13 protein-coding genes are annotated in these 14,935 nt (G+C 67.2%); 8 read left to right on the top strand and 5 right to left on the bottom strand.

Going from position 1 to position 14,935, the window contains the following annotated elements; translation table 11 throughout:
• The first annotated feature begins 37 nt into the window (after positions 1-37).
• From WCL10_RS01840 to WCL10_RS01820, 5 genes are all read left to right on the top strand, one after another.
• On the top strand, positions 38-880 hold the full coding sequence (locus tag WCL10_RS01840; protein WP_336893900.1) for a DUF4167 domain-containing protein: 843 nt from the start codon (positions 38-40) through the stop codon (positions 878-880).
• A gap of 37 nt (positions 881-917) precedes the next feature.
• Complete coding sequence (gene lnt / locus WCL10_RS01835; RefSeq protein ID WP_336893899.1) at positions 918-2,501, top strand: apolipoprotein N-acyltransferase; 1,584 nt, start codon at positions 918-920, stop codon at positions 2,499-2,501.
• 39 nt (positions 2,502-2,540) lie between these two features.
• Entirely contained in the window at positions 2,541-3,746 is a 1,206-nt protein-coding gene (gene metK, locus WCL10_RS01830) for a methionine adenosyltransferase (protein ID WP_336893898.1), read from the top strand.
• A gap of 110 nt (positions 3,747-3,856) precedes the next feature.
• A complete protein-coding gene (locus WCL10_RS01825; protein WP_336893897.1) occupies positions 3,857-4,147 on the top strand; it encodes a nucleotidyltransferase family protein in 291 nt (96 codons plus the stop codon).
• 133 nt (positions 4,148-4,280) lie between these two features.
• A complete protein-coding gene (locus WCL10_RS01820) occupies positions 4,281-4,475 on the top strand; it encodes a HepT-like ribonuclease domain-containing protein (RefSeq protein WP_336893896.1) in 195 nt (64 codons plus the stop codon).
• A gap of 9 nt (positions 4,476-4,484) precedes the next feature.
• Here WCL10_RS01820 and WCL10_RS01815 read toward each other — a convergent pair whose 3' ends face one another.
• Complete coding sequence (locus WCL10_RS01815; RefSeq protein ID WP_336893895.1) at positions 4,485-5,786, bottom strand: acyl-CoA dehydrogenase; 1,302 nt, start codon at positions 5,784-5,786, stop codon at positions 4,485-4,487.
• Positions 5,783-7,177, bottom strand: a complete 1,395-nt coding sequence (locus WCL10_RS01810) for a phosphotransferase family protein (RefSeq protein WP_336893894.1) — start codon at positions 7,175-7,177, stop codon at positions 5,783-5,785. Before WCL10_RS01810 ends, WCL10_RS01815 begins: the two co-directional genes overlap by 4 nt.
• A 172-nt stretch (positions 7,178-7,349) precedes the next feature.
• On the opposite strand from WCL10_RS01810, the gene WCL10_RS01805 reads away from it, so the two are divergent.
• On the top strand, positions 7,350-8,327 hold the full coding sequence (locus WCL10_RS01805) for a serine hydrolase (protein WP_336893893.1): 978 nt from the start codon (positions 7,350-7,352) through the stop codon (positions 8,325-8,327).
• A gap of 139 nt (positions 8,328-8,466) precedes the next feature.
• Here the strand turns inward: WCL10_RS01805 and WCL10_RS01800 are convergent, their stop codons facing one another.
• Positions 8,467-8,658, bottom strand: a complete 192-nt coding sequence (locus tag WCL10_RS01800; protein WP_336893892.1) for a hypothetical protein — start codon at positions 8,656-8,658, stop codon at positions 8,467-8,469.
• 289 nt (positions 8,659-8,947) lie between these two features.
• Here WCL10_RS01800 and polA point away from each other — a divergent pair, with 289 nt between their 5' ends.
• A complete protein-coding gene (polA, locus tag WCL10_RS01795; protein WP_336893891.1) occupies positions 8,948-11,791 on the top strand; it encodes a DNA polymerase I in 2,844 nt (947 codons plus the stop codon).
• A 16-nt stretch (positions 11,792-11,807) separates the two neighbouring features.
• Here the strand turns inward: polA and WCL10_RS01790 are convergent, their stop codons facing one another.
• Positions 11,808-12,500 (bottom strand): hypothetical protein, encoded by a 693-nt coding sequence (locus WCL10_RS01790; RefSeq protein ID WP_336893890.1) that lies wholly within the window; start codon positions 12,498-12,500, stop codon positions 11,808-11,810.
• Between the two features lie 157 nt (positions 12,501-12,657).
• Between WCL10_RS01790 and WCL10_RS01785 the strand changes: the two genes are divergently transcribed.
• Positions 12,658-14,166, top strand: coding sequence for a YifB family Mg chelatase-like AAA ATPase (locus WCL10_RS01785; RefSeq protein ID WP_336893889.1), 1,509 nt, complete (start codon positions 12,658-12,660; stop codon positions 14,164-14,166).
• Between the two features lie 20 nt (positions 14,167-14,186).
• Here WCL10_RS01785 and WCL10_RS01780 read toward each other — a convergent pair whose 3' ends face one another.
• Positions 14,187-14,930 carry a LytTR family DNA-binding domain-containing protein gene (locus tag WCL10_RS01780; protein ID WP_336893888.1) on the bottom strand — a complete coding sequence of 248 codons (744 nt, stop codon included), beginning with the start codon at positions 14,928-14,930 and terminating at the stop codon, positions 14,187-14,189.
• Positions 14,931-14,935: the final 5 nt, after the last annotated feature.

Genomic DNA, 14,935 nt, shown 5'->3' with positions numbered 1-14,935 from the left:
CGGGCCAGGGTAGCACCGAACTAGGAAAGTGCCTGACTTGAACAACAATCGTGGGAACAACCGCCGGCGCGGTCGCGGGAACAACAACCGCCCGCAGGGTGGCGGCCAGCAGCTCAACCGGATCGACAGCCGGGCGCGGGGCAATGCGCCGCAGATGCTCGAGAAGTATCGCAAGCTGGCTCAGGACGCGCACCTCAACGGCGACCGGGTCCAGGCAGAGTACTATCTTCAGTTCGCCGACCACTACTTCCGCGTGATTGCCGACAGCCGCTCGCGCGTCGACGACCAGCGGCAGCGCCAGCCTGGCGATCGCTGGAACGAGCAGGAAGGCGAGGACGATGCGATGGAGTTCGGCATGGACGCCGACTTCCCCGCCTTCGACCGCCCGCAGACCCGCCGCGACGAACCCCGCGAACAGCGTGAGCCCCGCGAGCCGCGTGAAAACCGCGAACCGCGTGAGAACCGCGAGCCGCGCGAAAACCGTGAACCGCGCGAAAACCGTGATGTCCGCGAACCGCGTGAGCCGCGCGAACCCTATCGGCCCCGCTTCGAACCTGCTGCGGCCGAGCCCGAAACCATGGTTCGGGCCGACGAGGGCGAGCCGATCAGCGAGGCGGCTGAGAATCCCTTCGTGCGCGAGGGCCGCTCGCAGCGCGGCCTGCGCCCCCGCGGCGAACGCCGCGCCCGCCGCGAGGTGGAAGAGGCCCCGGTTGCCGCACTCGATCCAATGACCCTTCCGCCCGCGATCGGCGTCCGCGCCGCGCCGGAGCCGGAAGAGTCGGAAGCGCCGGAAGCGATTGCTGCCGCTGTCGACGCCCCCGCGCCCAAGCGCCGCGGCCGCCCGCGCAAGAACCCGCTGCCCGAAGCGGCTGAAGGCTGATCGCGGCCTGCCGCAGCGCCTGAACAGGCCCCGCGTCTTGCAGAAACCCGCGCATCGTCTGACGCCACTGGCGCTTGTTGTTGCCGGCGCCGTGGCCGCGACCGGCTTCCAGCCGATCGCGCTTTGGCCCTGCACGCTTGCCGCGCTCGCCTTCCTGATCGACCGGATCGAGCATGCGCGCTCGGCCCGGCATGCAGCGCTCGCGGGCTGGCTGTTCGGCCTCGGCTATTTCACGCTTGGCAACGGCTGGATCGCAACGGCCTTCACCTATCAGGCGGCCATGCCTGCCTGGCTCGGCTGGATCGCGGTCGTGCTCCTTGCGGTCTATCTCGCGGTCTATCCCGCGCTCGCCGCCTTCGTCGCGGCGTGGCTGGCCCGGGGCTGGCGCGCAGCACTTCTGCCCGCGCTGGCGGGCGCCTGGATCCTTGCCGAATGGCTGCGGGCCACCTTGTTCACCGGCTTTGCCTGGAACCCCCTGGCGATGGTCACGCTCGGCGGCTTCGCGCGCCCTGGCCTTGCTGGTCTTGCGGCCTGGACCGGGACTTACGCCCTTTCCGGGCTCGTCGTCATGCTGGGCGGCTTCTGGCTGTTCGCATGGCGCGCGGCGCATGGCCGCCAATGGCGCGCAGCACTCGCCTATGTGGCGGCACCGGCCGCGCTCATGCTGCTGCCCTGGCACGGCAGCGGCGGCGAAGGCCACCTCGCCTACACGCTAGTCCAGCCGAACATCGGGCAGGACACGATCAACGACCCCAGCCTCTATGAAGGCCAGTTCCAGAGCATCGCCCGGCTCTCGCTGCCACAAAGGCCGGGCGCGCGGCGGATCGTGCTCTGGCCCGAAGGCGGTCTCCCCGATTATCTGCGCCCCGGCTATCCGCAGTTTTTCTACAATGCCACGACCTACGCCGCAGATCCGGCCATGGCCCGTGCCCGCATCGGCCAGGTGATCGGGCCGGGCAGTCTGCTCCTCACCGGGGCGACCGATCTCTTGGTTGAGGGCCGGCAGCTTGGGGCCCGCGAGGTGACCGGCGCCCGCAACGTGGTGACCGCGCTGGCGCCCGACGGGGCGATTCGCGGCAGCTATGCCAAGGCGCATCTGGTGCCTTACGGCGAGTATCTGCCTATGCGCGCATGGCTTGCTCCGCTGGGCCTTTCGCGCCTCGTTTCCGGCAGCCTTGATTTCCTGCCCGGCCCGGGACCCCGTACGCTCGATTTCGGCCCGCACGGCAAGGCGGGCTTGCAGATCTGCTACGAAATCATCTTCTCCGGCGAAGTGACCGACCGCGCGCACCGCCCGGATTACATCTTCAACCCCTCCAACGACGGCTGGTTCGGCGCCTCGGGCCCGCCGCAGCATCTGGCGCAGGCCCGCATGCGCGCGATCGAGGAAGGGCTGCCGGTGCTGCGTTCGACGACTACGGGGATCAGCGCAGTGATCGATGCCGACGGGGTGGTGCGCGCCTTCGTGCCGCGGCTCACCGCAGGCCGGCTCGACGGGCAGGTGCCGCCCGCCCATGCACCCACGCTCTTCGCACGTCTGGGCAACCTGCTGGCGCTGTGTTGGGCGCTGGTGTTGTTTGCCTGCGCGCTGGTGGTTGCAAGGCGGCGCGGAGAACGCTAGGGAGCGGACATAAAGAAATCTTTATATCAGGATTCTCCTATGCGCAGCGATTACCTGTTCACGTCTGAAAGCGTTTCCGAAGGCCATCCCGACAAGGTCGCCGATCAGATCAGCGACGGGATCGTGGACCTGTTCCTTTCCAAGGATCCCGAGGCGCGCATCGCCTGCGAAACGCTGACGACGACGCAGCTGGTGGTCCTCGCCGGCGAAATCCGCTGCAAGGGTGTATACGAAGGCGGCGAATGGGCCCCGGGCGCACAGGCCGAGATCGAGCAGACCGTGCGCGAGACGGTGAAGCGCATCGGCTATGAGCAGGACGGCTTCCACTGGGAGAAGTTCGAGTTCATCAACCGCCTGCATGGCCAGTCCGCACACATCGCGCAGGGCGTCGATGCCGCCGACAACAAGGACGAAGGCGCAGGCGATCAGGGCATCATGTTCGGTTACGCCACCGACGAGACGCCCGATCTCATGCCCGCCACGCTCTACTACAGCCACAAGATCCTTGAGCGCATGGCCGCCGACCGCCACTCTGGCGCGGCGCCGTTCCTCGAGCCGGACGCCAAGAGCCAGGTCACGCTGCGTTACGAGGGCTCGCTCCCCGTCGCGGCCACCGCAGTCGTCGTCTCGACCCAGCACGCGCCGGGCTATGATGAGGGCGAGAAGGAAGCCGAGCTCCACGCTTATGTGAAGCGCGTGATCGCCGAGGTGATCCCGCCGGTGCTGCTGCGCGAGACCAAGTACTACATCAACCCGACCGGCTCGTTCGAGATCGGTGGCCCCGATGGCGACGCCGGCCTTACCGGCCGCAAGATCATCGTCGACACATACGGCGGCGCCAGCCCGCACGGCGGCGGCGCGTTCTCGGGCAAGGACCCCACCAAGGTCGACCGCTCGGCGGCCTATATCACACGCTACCTCGCCAAGAACGTGGTCGCCTCGGGCCTTGCCACGCGCTGCACGATCCAGATCGCCTATGCCATTGGCGTCTCGCAGCCGCTGTCGCTCTATGTCGACACGCACGACACCGGCACCGTGGGCGATGACAAGATCGAGCAGGCGATCCTCGCGATCACCCGCCTCGGCGGCCTGACCCCGCGCGCGATCCGCACGCACCTCGGCCTCAACAAGCCGATCTACCAGCCGACGGCTGCCTATGGCCACTTCGGCCGCAAGGCGGACGGCGACTTCTTCCCGTGGGAGCGGCTGGATCTGGTGGACGACCTCAAGGCGGCGTTCGCCTGACGAAGACAAAGCCCCCCGAGCTTACTCGGGGGGCTGCCAGCGCAGCAGGTGGGAGGTGGAGCCAGCCAACGGTCTTGCACCTGGCACCGGCATTCCATAGATTTGCTTTCATGGAACACGCCCGCATCCTTGCCGACCACCGCGTCGCCGTGCTGGCGCTTGCAGCTCGGCGCAAGGCGGCCAACCCGCGGCTGTTCGGCTCCGTGCTCCACGGTCAGGCCGGTCCCTCAAGCGATTTCGACATCCTCGTCGATACCCTGCCGGGCGCCACCCTGTTCGATCTCGGCGGACTTCAGGCCGATCTGGAAGATCTCCTCGGCGCTCCGGTTGACCTCCTCACGCCGGAAGACATAACCCCCGCCTTCCGCGATGCTGTGCTGGCAGAGGCACGCCCGATTTGATGGCGCAAAGCCGGGATGATCTCCTCGCGCATATGCGAGAAGCGGCGGAACAAGCCCTGATCTACACCGACGGGATGGCGCGGAAGAGTTCCTTGCGGACAAGCGCACGCAGCAGGCCGTCATCCTCAATCTCGTGATCATCGGGGAGGCGGCAACGAAATTGATGGCGCAGTCCCCGGCCTTCACCGAAGCGCACCCCGCCATCGAATGGCGCGCCATCCGGGGCATGCGCAACCGGATTGCGCACGGCTACTACGATATCAATCTCGCCGTCGTCTGGGAGACAGTGCAGTCGTCGTTGCCAGACCTTCTGGCGAACCTGCCATAGCCGCAGGCCCTACCCGAACATCCCCTTCCGCGGCCCCAGATAGCCGAACAGATACGCGCCGACCTTGCGCATCTGGATTTCCTCCGCGCCCTCGGTGATGCGGTAGCGGCGGTGGTGGCGGTAGATGTGCTCAAAGGGCTTGTGGCGTGAATAGCCGATGCCGCCGTGGACCTGCATCGCGCGGTCCGCCGCTTCGCAGACCAGCCGGTTCGCCCAGTAATTGCACATCGAGACCTTGTCGGAGAGCTCGCGCTCGATGCGCTTGTGGCCGCCTTCCTCGGCTTCGAGGCGGTCCATTTCCCACGCCGTCTTGCGGATCAGGAGGCGCAGCATCTCGCACTGGGTCGCCAGCTCGACCAGCGGGAACTGGATGGCCTGGTTGCGCGCCAGCTCTTCGCCGAAGGGCTTGCGTTCCCGCGCATAGCGTACTGATTCCTCGATGCAGAACGTCGCTGCGCCGAGCGAGGATGCGGCCTGCCGGATGCGGTTCTGGTGCACGAAGCTCTGCGCAATGGCGAGGCCGCCGCCCTCGGGCCCGAGCATCGCGCTTTCCGGCACCCAGACATTGGTGAGCGACAGGCGCGGGTGGTCGGTCGGCATGTTGAAGGTCCACATGTATTCCTCGATCACCAGCCCCGGCGAAGGGTTGGGTACGAGGAGACAGGTGATCCCGCGCGCGTCGCCCGGCTCGCCCGCCGTGCGCGCGAAAACTGCGCAGTGGCTGGCGATGTGCATGCCGGTGATCCACATCTTTTCGCCATCGATCCGCCAACCGGGCACGCCGTCCCGCGTCTCGCGCACCGCGCGCGTTTCCATATGCGTCGCATCGGAACCGTGCCGCGCTTCGGTCAGGCCGAAGGAGACGCGGCGCGTGCGCGCGAAGCCGCCGAGGATGAATTCTTCCTGCTGCGCGGGTGTGCCGAAATGCTCGAACATATTCACGAACGGGAAGTTCCCGACGATCGAATGCTCATTTTGCAGATCGTTATGAAGACCAAGGCCCTTCTGCGTGAAGTGATCGCGGATCACCGCCATCCAAAGGTTCTTGCCATCCTTGCCGCCGTATTTCTTCGGCGCGGAAAAGCGCCAGTGGCCGGCGGCATCCGAGCGGCGGGTGGCTTCGATCAGCAGGGCTTCCCATTCGTGGCGCGGCAGGCCCTGGTCCTCGAAATTGGTGCGCGCCCATTCGCGGCGGTGGTCGAAGAAGCGGATGTTGTCGTCCGCTTGCTCAAGCGGCTTGATCTCGCTGTCGATGAAGGCATCGAGCTCGGCGAGGTAGTCCAGAAGCTCCTGCGGCAGATCGAAGTTCATTCCGTTCTCTCCCAAAGTCGGCGCGCTTCGCTGAGCGCAGGGTATTTCGGCATGTCGGCGGCGAGCGTATCGAGCACGCGGCGGCGCAGCGCGGCGAGCAGGCCAGGCTCGGCCAGCGTGGTGCGCCCCGAGAGAATCGCCTCGCACAGCGCTTTGTCGTGCGGGCTTGGCCGACCGGCGAGTTCGCGGCGGACGATACCGAGCGCGTTCTGCGCGACCGCCAGCTCGAAGCGCTCGCGCCCGGCGGCCATGTGGGGCTTGACCGTCGCGGCGAGCCATTCGGACACGGCGGTGAGGATCTCGGCGGCGCTCGGCTCGCCCAATCCGGGCTCGGGCGGCGCGGGGGACAATGGCAGGCGGCGCGCGCGTTCGGCCTCGGGTGCCTCGGTCTCGAGCAACAGAAGAAGATCGAGGTCCTGTTCGGCAGAGCGCCGCGCAACGACGACGCGTTCCAGGGAGCGGTCCGCACCGGAGCGCCAGGCGCGCCCCATGCTGAGGCAGCTGAGCGCCCACCAGACGGTGCGGTAAACCAGCCAGAAGCGGAAGCGCGCAGGTTCAAACGCGGTGCCACACGCCGCTTCGTAGGCCCGTGCCAGATCGGCGACCGAGCCGAGGCCAAAACCCTGCTTGTCGAGTCGGCCGAAGCGCCACACCGTCATGCAGCCGAATGCGAGGTCCTCGTGCGCATCGCCGAGATGCGCCAGCTCCCAATCGAGCACGGCGGACAGGCGCCCATCCTCGACCATCAGGTTGCCGATCCTGAGATCGCCGTGGAGCACCCGCAGCTGGGCGGGCGGCGGCAGATTGGCGCGGAGCCAGGCAAGGCCCAGCGCGATCGGCGGACGGTCGCCGCCGGCTTCGGCGAACTGCAGCGCCAGCGCCTCGACTCCAGCGGCAGGCTCAAGCACTGGCAGGAACGGAAGCGTCGCGGGATCGAGCGCGTGTACGCCCGCCAACGCCGTGGCGATTTCGGCGAGCAGCGCGGGCGGGGAGGACAGCGCGTTTTCCGGATCGGGCGAACCGGGTGCACAGCGCATCACGAAGCCGAGGCCGATGTCGTCCTGCGGCGCCAGCTCGGCCACTACTTCGGGCGCAAGCACGCCGCCGGCGCGCGCGGTGCGGATCACTTTGGCTTCCTTCGCCATATCAAGCTGGCGCGTGGCGACCCATTCTTCAGAAGGCGCGCGGCGCAGCACGAAGGCCTCGCCGCCCAGTTCGAAGCGCCAGCTCTGCATGTTGGCGCCGCCGGAAAGGCGCAGCAAATCAGTCACGGCGCCGCGCCGACCCGCCCGCGCCATCACGCGTTCAAGCCCTTGCGCCAGCCCCTCGGCCGGATTCTGCTGCGCCTGCGCCGCCATGCGCTCCTCTCGTCCGCCCGTTCGGGCTGTCATTCCAGCTTGTTTGGGAGACTATCCTTAATCGTGCGATTAATGTCCAGCCTGCGCTTGGGCGCGGCAAGCCGCGCGTGCGGCGCGACTATCCGAGTCGTCATGGCTTGCGCTGCAATCACAATCAGTTAGGCTGCTAAGAATACCTAAACAGGTTTCAGGTTAAGGGATCGGCATGGCGCGCCGCGACAACAGGATGCACAAGTGGATTGCGGCGGCGCTGTGGTGTGCTGCGCCGCTCTTGCTGGTCGCCAGCCCTGCGCAGGCCCGCCCCGGAACCAGCCTGCAGAGCGCGCGCGATGACGCGATCGAGCAGCAGGTCTCTGCAATCGTTGCACAAGGTCGCGGCCGCATCGGCGTCGCGGCGGTCGATCTCGATGGCGGCGGGCAGATCATGATCAACGGCGACATGCCGTTCCCGATGGCCAGCACTGCCAAGATCGCGATCGCGGCGACCTACCTCTCGGGCGTCGAGCAAGGCCGCTTGCGGCTCGACCAGCCGTTTCCGATGATGGTGCCCGTGGCCGAATCCGCCGAATCGCGCGGGTCTGTCGCTGCTGTCCGACCTGGCGAGGTCATGACGGCGCAGAGCCTGATGGAACTCAGCATCACGCGCAGCGACAATCACGCGACCGATGGGCTGATTGCTGCGGTCGGCGGGATCGGCGTGGTCAACGCTTGGCTCAGCCGCATAGGCGTGAACGGCCAGCATCTCGATCACACGATGGCAACGCTGGTGCGTGATGATGGCCGCGTCAATCCGGCCACCACAATCGACAACCGCACCAGCAGCACGCCGCGCGCCATGGTCGCGCTGCTTGCCGCGATCGATCGCGGCAGCGCCTTGAGCCCGGAAAGCCGGGCCGTGCTGCTCGACACGATGACGCGCACCAGCACCGGCAAGAACCGCATCCGCAGCGGCCTGCCCGAAGACGTGGTTTTCGCGCACAAGACCGGCACGCTTGCCGGCGTCACCGACGATGTCGGCATTGTGCGCCTGCCTGATGGTCGGCACCTCGCCATAGCGATCTTCGTGACCGGCCCGGAAGGCCACACCGCGCATGCCGGCCTGATCGCGCAGATCGCGCGCGTGCTTTACGACGGTTATAGTCAGCCGCTCCCGCTGAGCGGGCTCGAGACGGCGCGCCGCTGATTTTTCCCCAAGGGCTGCAAACCTGGCGCGTCTTCTGCCGCGCAGAGCCTTGCCGCGCGCAGTGCGCGCAAAGAAAAAGGGGCACGGCTGCGCGCGCAACCGTACCCCTTTATCTGTAACCTGCCCTTGCGGGCGGGAATTACATCTTGGCGGCTTCGCTCGAAGCGTCGGCAGCCGGAGCCGATTCCATAGCCGCGTCAGAAGCAGCAGCCGAATCCATGGCGGCATCCGATTCAACGGCTTCAGTGGCAGGAGCTTCGGGAGCCTTTTCCGAGCAACCGGCGAGAGCGAAGGCAGTGCCGGCGACAGCGGCGAGGAGGAGCTTGCGCATGCGTTACAATCCCTGGATTGAAGTGGACCGCGCCGGGCCCGCAGCCCGCCGCAAAGCCTACTCTGGCGGTAGACTTCTCGCCCCAATTAATCGGCAATTCACCGCCTTGCAAGCCTTTGGAGCAGCAAACCCGTCATACATGGATTATGTTACGGAATAACAAGAATTTTTGCAGGGTGATGACAGGCCTGAAATACCCCCCGGACGCCGATGAATCACCCCGTCAATGCTGCATTGCCGCATCGCGAAGCGCTTTCGCTGGAACGGCCAAGGCGCTACCACGCCCCGCATGGACTCCGCCCCGCCCCCCCAAGCCGCAACCGCCGAACCGCCTCGGCATCTCTATCTGATCGACGGTTCGGCCTATATCTTCCGCGCCTATCACCGCCTGCCGCCGCTGACCAATCCGGCCGGCGTGCCGGTGGGCGCGGTCTATGGCTACACCACGATGCTGTGGAAGCTGGCGGAAGACCTGCACAAGGCTGACGGGCCAACCCACCTCGCCGTGATCCTCGACAAGGGCTCGATCACCTTCCGCAACGATCTCTACGACCAGTACAAGGCCAACCGCCCGCCGCCGCCCGAAGACCTCGTGCCGCAGTTTCCGCTGATCCGCGATGCGACGCGCGCCTTCAGCCTCGCCTGCATCGAGGAGGAGGGGCTCGAGGCGGACGACCTGATCGCTTCCTATGCGCGCGCGGCGGCCTTGCAGGGCTGGAACGTGACCATCGTCTCCTCCGACAAGGACCTTATGCAGCTGGTCGGACGCAAGACCGAGGCTGGCGGCTATGTCGACATGCTCGATACGATGAAGAACCAGCGCATCGACATACCGGAGGTGATGGAGAAGTTCGGGGTCGAGCCTGAGCGTGTCGGCGATGTGCTGGCGCTGATGGGCGACGCGGTGGACAACGTGCCCGGCATCCGCGGCATCGGCCCCAAGACCGCGACCAAGCTTATTCAGGAGCATGGCACGCTGGAGGGCGCACTCACCGCCGCGCCCGCGATGAAGCCGGGGAAGCTGCGCGAGAGCCTGATCGAGCAGGCGGACATGGCGCGGCTTTCCCGCCAGCTTGTCCAGCTCAAGGAGGATTGCGCGCTGCCGCTCCCGCTCGAATCGTTCGAACTCACCGCGATTCCGCCCGAGCCGCTCGCCGCGTTTCTGGGCGAGCATGGCTTCACCAGCTTGTTGCGCAAGCTCGGCACCGCGCCGGAAGCCTCTTCTGCACCCGCCGGTGCGGCCCCGGCAGCGGGCGCCGACACGCGCCAGAGCCTGCCCGAATGGCCTGCCATCGATACCGGCGGCTATCGCTGCCTGCAGACGCTGGAAGATATCGCGCAGTGGGTCCGGCGCGCCTTTGCTGCACGCGTGGTCGCGGTCGATACCGAGACCAGCGCGCTTGATGCGATGCAGGCGGAGCTTGTCGGCGTGAGCCTCGCGCTCGGGCCGGGCGATGCCTGCTATATCCCGCTCGGGCACCGCGGCAGCGACATGTTTGCCGAAGCGCCGGTGCAGGCGCCACGCGACGCGGCGCTGGCCCTCCTGAAGCCGCTGCTGGAAAGCGATGCGGTTCTCAAGATCGGGCAGAACATTAAGTACGATATCAATGTGCTGGCGCGCTACGGCGTGATGGTCTCGCCGATCGACGATACCATGGTCATGAGCTTCTGCCTTGATGCGGGGCGCGGCGAGGCGGGTGTGGGCGGGCATGGCATGGACGAGCTCGCACAGCGCCTGCTTGGCCACACCACGATTGCTTTCAAGGACCTGTGCGGCACCGGAAAGAAGGCGATCTCGTTTGCTGAAGTGCCGCTCGCCGATGCGACGCGCTATGCCGCCGAGGATGCCGAGGTTACGTGGCGGCTCCACGGCCTGCTCGCCCCGCGCCTTGCGGAAGAAGGCGGCACGCGCATCTACGAGCGGGTTGATCGCCCGCTGGTTCCGGTGGTCGCGGCCATGGAGCGGCGCGGTATCCGGGTGGACCGCGAGCGGCTGGCGGGGCTTTCCGCGCAGTTTGCCGAGACCATCGCCGGGCTGGAAACGGTGATCCACGAAAAGGCCGGCCAGCCCTTCACCATCGGCAGCCCCAAGCAGCTGGGCGAAATCCTGTTCGACAAGCTGGGTTACAAGGGCGGCAAGAAGGGCAAGACCGGGCAATACTCCACCGACCAATCGGTGCTTGAAGGCCTGGCCGCCGGTGGGGCCCAAGTCGCGACACTGGTGCTCGAATGGCGCCAGCTCTCAAAGCTCAAGTCGACTTACACCGATGCGCTGCAGGCCGCGATCAATCCGGCAACGGGCCGGGTCCACACCAGCTACAGTCTGGTCGGTGCACAGACCGGGCGGCTGTCCTCGAACGATCCCAATCTGCAGAACATCCCGATCCGCACCGAGATCGGCCGCCAGATCCGCGATGCTTTCGTGGCGGAACCCGGCAACGTGCTGCTGGCGGCGGACTACAGCCAGATCGAGCTGCGGCTCGCGGCGCACATGGCCGACGTGCCGGCGCTCAAGGAGGCGTTCGCTGCGGGCGAGGACATCCACGCCCGCACCGCGCGGGAACTTTTCGGCACGGTCGATCGCGACACGCGCGGGCGGGCCAAGACGATCAACTTCGCGATCCTCTACGGCATCAGCCGCTGGGGCCTGGCCGGACGCCTCGGCGTGAGCGCGGACGAAGCGCAGGCGATGATCGACCGATATTTCGAGCGCTTCCCCGGCATCCAGCGCTATATCCATGAGACGCTCGAAAGTGTGCGCACGCTGGGCTATTCGGAGACGCTGTTCGGCCGCAAGACGTGGTTCCCGCGGATCAACTCGAAGAACCAGGCAGAGCGTCAGGGCAGCGAGCGCGCGGCGATCAACGCGCCGATCCAGGGCACCAGTGCCGACATCATCAAACGCGCGATGGCCCGCATGGACCCGGCGCTTGCGGCAGCCGGCCTTGGCCATGTTCGCATGCTGCTGCAGGTGCATGACGAACTGGTGTTCGAACTTCCTGAAGGGGACGTCGCGGCAGCGCGGCAGGTGATCGAGGCGGTCATGGCGGGCGCGGCCGAACCGGCGGTGAAGCTCACCGTGCCGCTTGGTGTCGAGATCGGCACAGGGCCAAGCTGGGGCGCGGCGCACTGACGCCTGCGCCCGCGCATTACTCCACGGGGACGAAGCGCTGGATATCCCCGGTGTGGAGCCAGAGCATCTGCTCGTTGGGCACCGAATTGGTCAGCGCATAGAGGCCCTGAGCGTTCTCGGAGCTGAGGCCCATGTCGCGGTAGTAGTCAAGGTAGAGCCGGTTGGGTGGCGCATCGGCGGGATAATCGCCGGGCTGACGGCCCGCATCGTCCTTCCAAGCATGAACACCGAACTCCGCGTCCGGTGCGGCACGCCGCGTCACGCCCGCCAGAAACAGCTCGAGCCCGCCGGAACGCACCGAGCCGCCCGAAGGCACATCGGTCGCCACCCCATGCTCGCGGATCAGCCGGCCAAGCGCGAGATTGGCGCCGTCGTCTGCGGTGCCCGGACAATCGACCAGCTCAAGCATGCGGATGCCGGGGAAGGCCTTCATCATCGTCTTGAACGAATCGGGCGACTTGCCATCGGTTTCCCCGACAAGCGCTGCATGCGTCGTATCGACCACTGCAAAGGGGCCGAAGCGCGGCAGCCCGACGATCGCTCTGGCAATCCGCAGGTTCCGCGGTTCCTCGGGCACAGTTCGCGTCGTCGTCACCTCGGTCCAGGTGGTACCGTGGGAATCGACCCAAGTGCGCGTCGCAACCTGCTGCGCGGAAGCAGCGGTCGCGCCGGCGATGATCAAAAGCAGGGCACAGGCGATTCGTTTCATGACATCTCTATTCTTCATCCATGGTTGCCTTTTTGCCAGCAAAAGGCGGTAAACCGTGCCTAAATGGCTATTGCTTCCATAATGGCTGGAGCGGCATGCCAGCCCTTTCCCGCAAGGCACCGCGTCCCTAGGCTGATGCGCTTGCTTGGGGCTCTGTATGGTCGCGCTGGTTTCGACGGTTGCTTATCTGGGGCTGGAGGCGCGCGCCGTGGAAGTGCAGTGCCAGATCGCGCCCGGCCTGCCGTCGTTCCGCGTCGTCGGCCTGCCCGACAAGGCGGTGGGCGAAAGCCGCGAGCGGGTGCATTCCGCGCTTGCCGCGTTGGGCCTGGCGCTGCCGCCCAAACGCATCACGGTGAACCTCTCGCCGGCCGATCTGCCCAAGGAAGGCTCGCACTATGACCTTCCGATCGCGCTGGCACTGCTGGCGGCGATGGGCGTGGTCGATCTGGAAGCGGTCGCGGACTTTGTGGCGGTTGGCGAACTGGCGCTCGACGGGCGGGTCATCGCCAGCCCCGGCGTATTGCTCGCCGCGCTACACGCCAGCGGCATTGAAAAGGGCCTTGTCTGCCCCGCCGCGCAAGGCGCCGAGGCGCGCTGGGCGAGCGGGATCGAAGTGGTCGCCGCGCCCGATCTGATCGGCCTGCTCAACCATCTGAAAGGCACGCTGCGCCTGCCGCTGCCCGAACCCGGCGAAGTCGCCCCGCCCGAGCGGCGCGCGGACCTGCGCCAAGTGAAGGGCCAGGAAACCGCCAAGCGTGCGCTGGAGATCGCGGCAGCGGGCGGGCACAATCTTCTGATGATCGGGCCGCCGGGCGCGGGCAAGTCGCTCATGGCCTCGTGCCTGCCCGGCATTCTGCCTGAACTGACCCCGGCGGAGGCGCTCGAAACCTCGCTGGTCGCTTCGGTCGCCGGACTCTTGGAGGAAGGCCGCATCAGCCGCGCGCGCCCTTTCCGCAGCCCTCACCACTCCGCCTCGATGGCCGCGCTGACGGGCGGCGGGCTGCGGGTGCGGCCGGGCGAGGTGAGCCTGGCCCATCTCGGCGTGCTGTTCCTCGACGAGCTGCCCGAATTCCAGCGCGCGGTGCTTGATTCGCTCCGCCAGCCGCTGGAGACGGGCGAAGTCACCGTCGCGCGGGCCAATGCCCATGTCACATTCCCGGCGCGGGTGCAGCTGGTGGCCGCGATGAACCCCTGCCGCTGCGGCCACCTCGGCGATCCGGCGCTAGGGTGCAGCCGCGCGCCGCGCTGCGCGGGCGATTACCAGTCCAAGGTCTCCGGTCCGCTGCTCGACCGGATCGATCTTCATGTCGAAGTAGATCCCGTCTCCGCCGCAGACCTTGCCCTGCCGCCGCCTGCCGAAGGATCTGACGCCGTCGCCGCGCGCGTGGCAACGGCGCGGCGCTTGCAGACGGCGCGGCTGGAAGGCAGCGGGCGGCGCACCAATGCCGAGCTCGAAGGCGACCTCCTCGAACGCTTCGCCACGCCCGACGAACCGGGCCGCAAGCTGCTGGCGCAAGCGGCGGAGGCGATGCGCCTATCCGCGCGCGGCTATACCCGGATGCTGCGCGTGGCGCGCACGATTGCGGACTTGGCGGGAACGGATACGATTGGCCGGGTACATGTGGCCGAGGCGCTGAGCTATCGGCGGATTGCGCCCAGAGCCTGAAGACGCGCCTGACGACGCGCTTAACGCCCCGCCATCGCCTTGGCCTTCGCCAGATAGGTCCGCCCGATGCGCAGCAGTTCGCCATCCGCCAGCTGCGCCGACCACACGCCCAGCCCGTCGTGCTTCAGCCCCGCGATCCGGTCTCGCCGCACGATGGTCGAGCGGTGGAGGCGGATGAAGCGTTCGGGATCGAGCCGGTCTTCGAGGCGCTGGATGGTGTGCAGCAAGAGGTAGCTGCGCCCGCCTCCGTCCCTCTGACCCACATGAAGCCGCACATAGTCGCGCTCGGCGTCGATGCGGTCGATATCATCTGCCGCGATGCGGACCAGCTCGCTGCGATGCGGCACCCAGAATTCCTCGATCCACGGGCTTTCTGCCGGCGCTTCAGCTGCCGTCGCGCCTGCATCGCGCCGGGCCAGCGCGCGTTCGACCGCGCGTTCGAGGCGGTCCTGCGCGACGGGCTTGAGCACGTAGTCCACCGCATCGCAATCGAACGCCTCGACCGCGAAATGGTCATGCGCCGTCACGAAGATCACAGCCGGGCGCGGCGACTGGCGGGCAAGGCCGCGCGCGACACCGAGGCCGTCGACTTCGGGCATGGTCATGTCGAGCAGCACCAGTTCAGGCTCCAGGGCCTCGCACAGGCGCAGCGCGGCGGCGCCGTCGCTCGCTGTGCCGACCACGCTGAGCGCCGGGATGCGCGCGCAGAGGATCTGCATGCGCTCTACCGCGAGCGGTTCGTCATCGACAATCAGCGTGCGCATGGAGC

The sequence above is a fragment of the Novosphingobium sp. genome (assembly GCF_037133355.1).
Taxonomy (GTDB): domain Bacteria; phylum Pseudomonadota; class Alphaproteobacteria; order Sphingomonadales; family Sphingomonadaceae; genus Novosphingobium.
This window is presented reverse-complemented; position numbering and strand designations above follow the sequence as displayed.

Bases quoted from the DNA above. Each gene is read 5' to 3' on its own strand.
- metK (WP_336893898.1), top strand. From the start codon at position 2,541: ATGCGCAGCGATTACCTGTTCACGTCTGAAAGCGTTTCCGAAGGCCAT.
- WCL10_RS01825 (WP_336893897.1), top strand. From the start codon at position 3,857: ATGGAACACGCCCGCATCCTTGCCGACCACCGCGTCGCCGTGCTGGCG.
- WCL10_RS01815 (WP_336893895.1), bottom strand. From the start codon at position 5,786: ATGAACTTCGATCTGCCGCAGGAGCTTCTGGACTACCTCGCCGAGCTC.
- WCL10_RS01810 (WP_336893894.1), bottom strand. From the start codon at position 7,177: ATGACAGCCCGAACGGGCGGACGAGAGGAGCGCATGGCGGCGCAGGCG.
- WCL10_RS01805 (WP_336893893.1), top strand. From the start codon at position 7,350: ATGGCGCGCCGCGACAACAGGATGCACAAGTGGATTGCGGCGGCGCTG.
- WCL10_RS01800 (WP_336893892.1), bottom strand. From the start codon at position 8,658: ATGCGCAAGCTCCTCCTCGCCGCTGTCGCCGGCACTGCCTTCGCTCTC.
- polA (WP_336893891.1), top strand. From the start codon at position 8,948: ATGGACTCCGCCCCGCCCCCCCAAGCCGCAACCGCCGAACCGCCTCGG.
- WCL10_RS01790 (WP_336893890.1), bottom strand. From the start codon at position 12,500: ATGAAACGAATCGCCTGTGCCCTGCTTTTGATCATCGCCGGCGCGACC.
- WCL10_RS01785 (WP_336893889.1), top strand. From the start codon at position 12,658: ATGGTCGCGCTGGTTTCGACGGTTGCTTATCTGGGGCTGGAGGCGCGC.
- WCL10_RS01780 (WP_336893888.1), bottom strand. From the start codon at position 14,930: ATGCGCACGCTGATTGTCGATGACGAACCGCTCGCGGTAGAGCGCATG.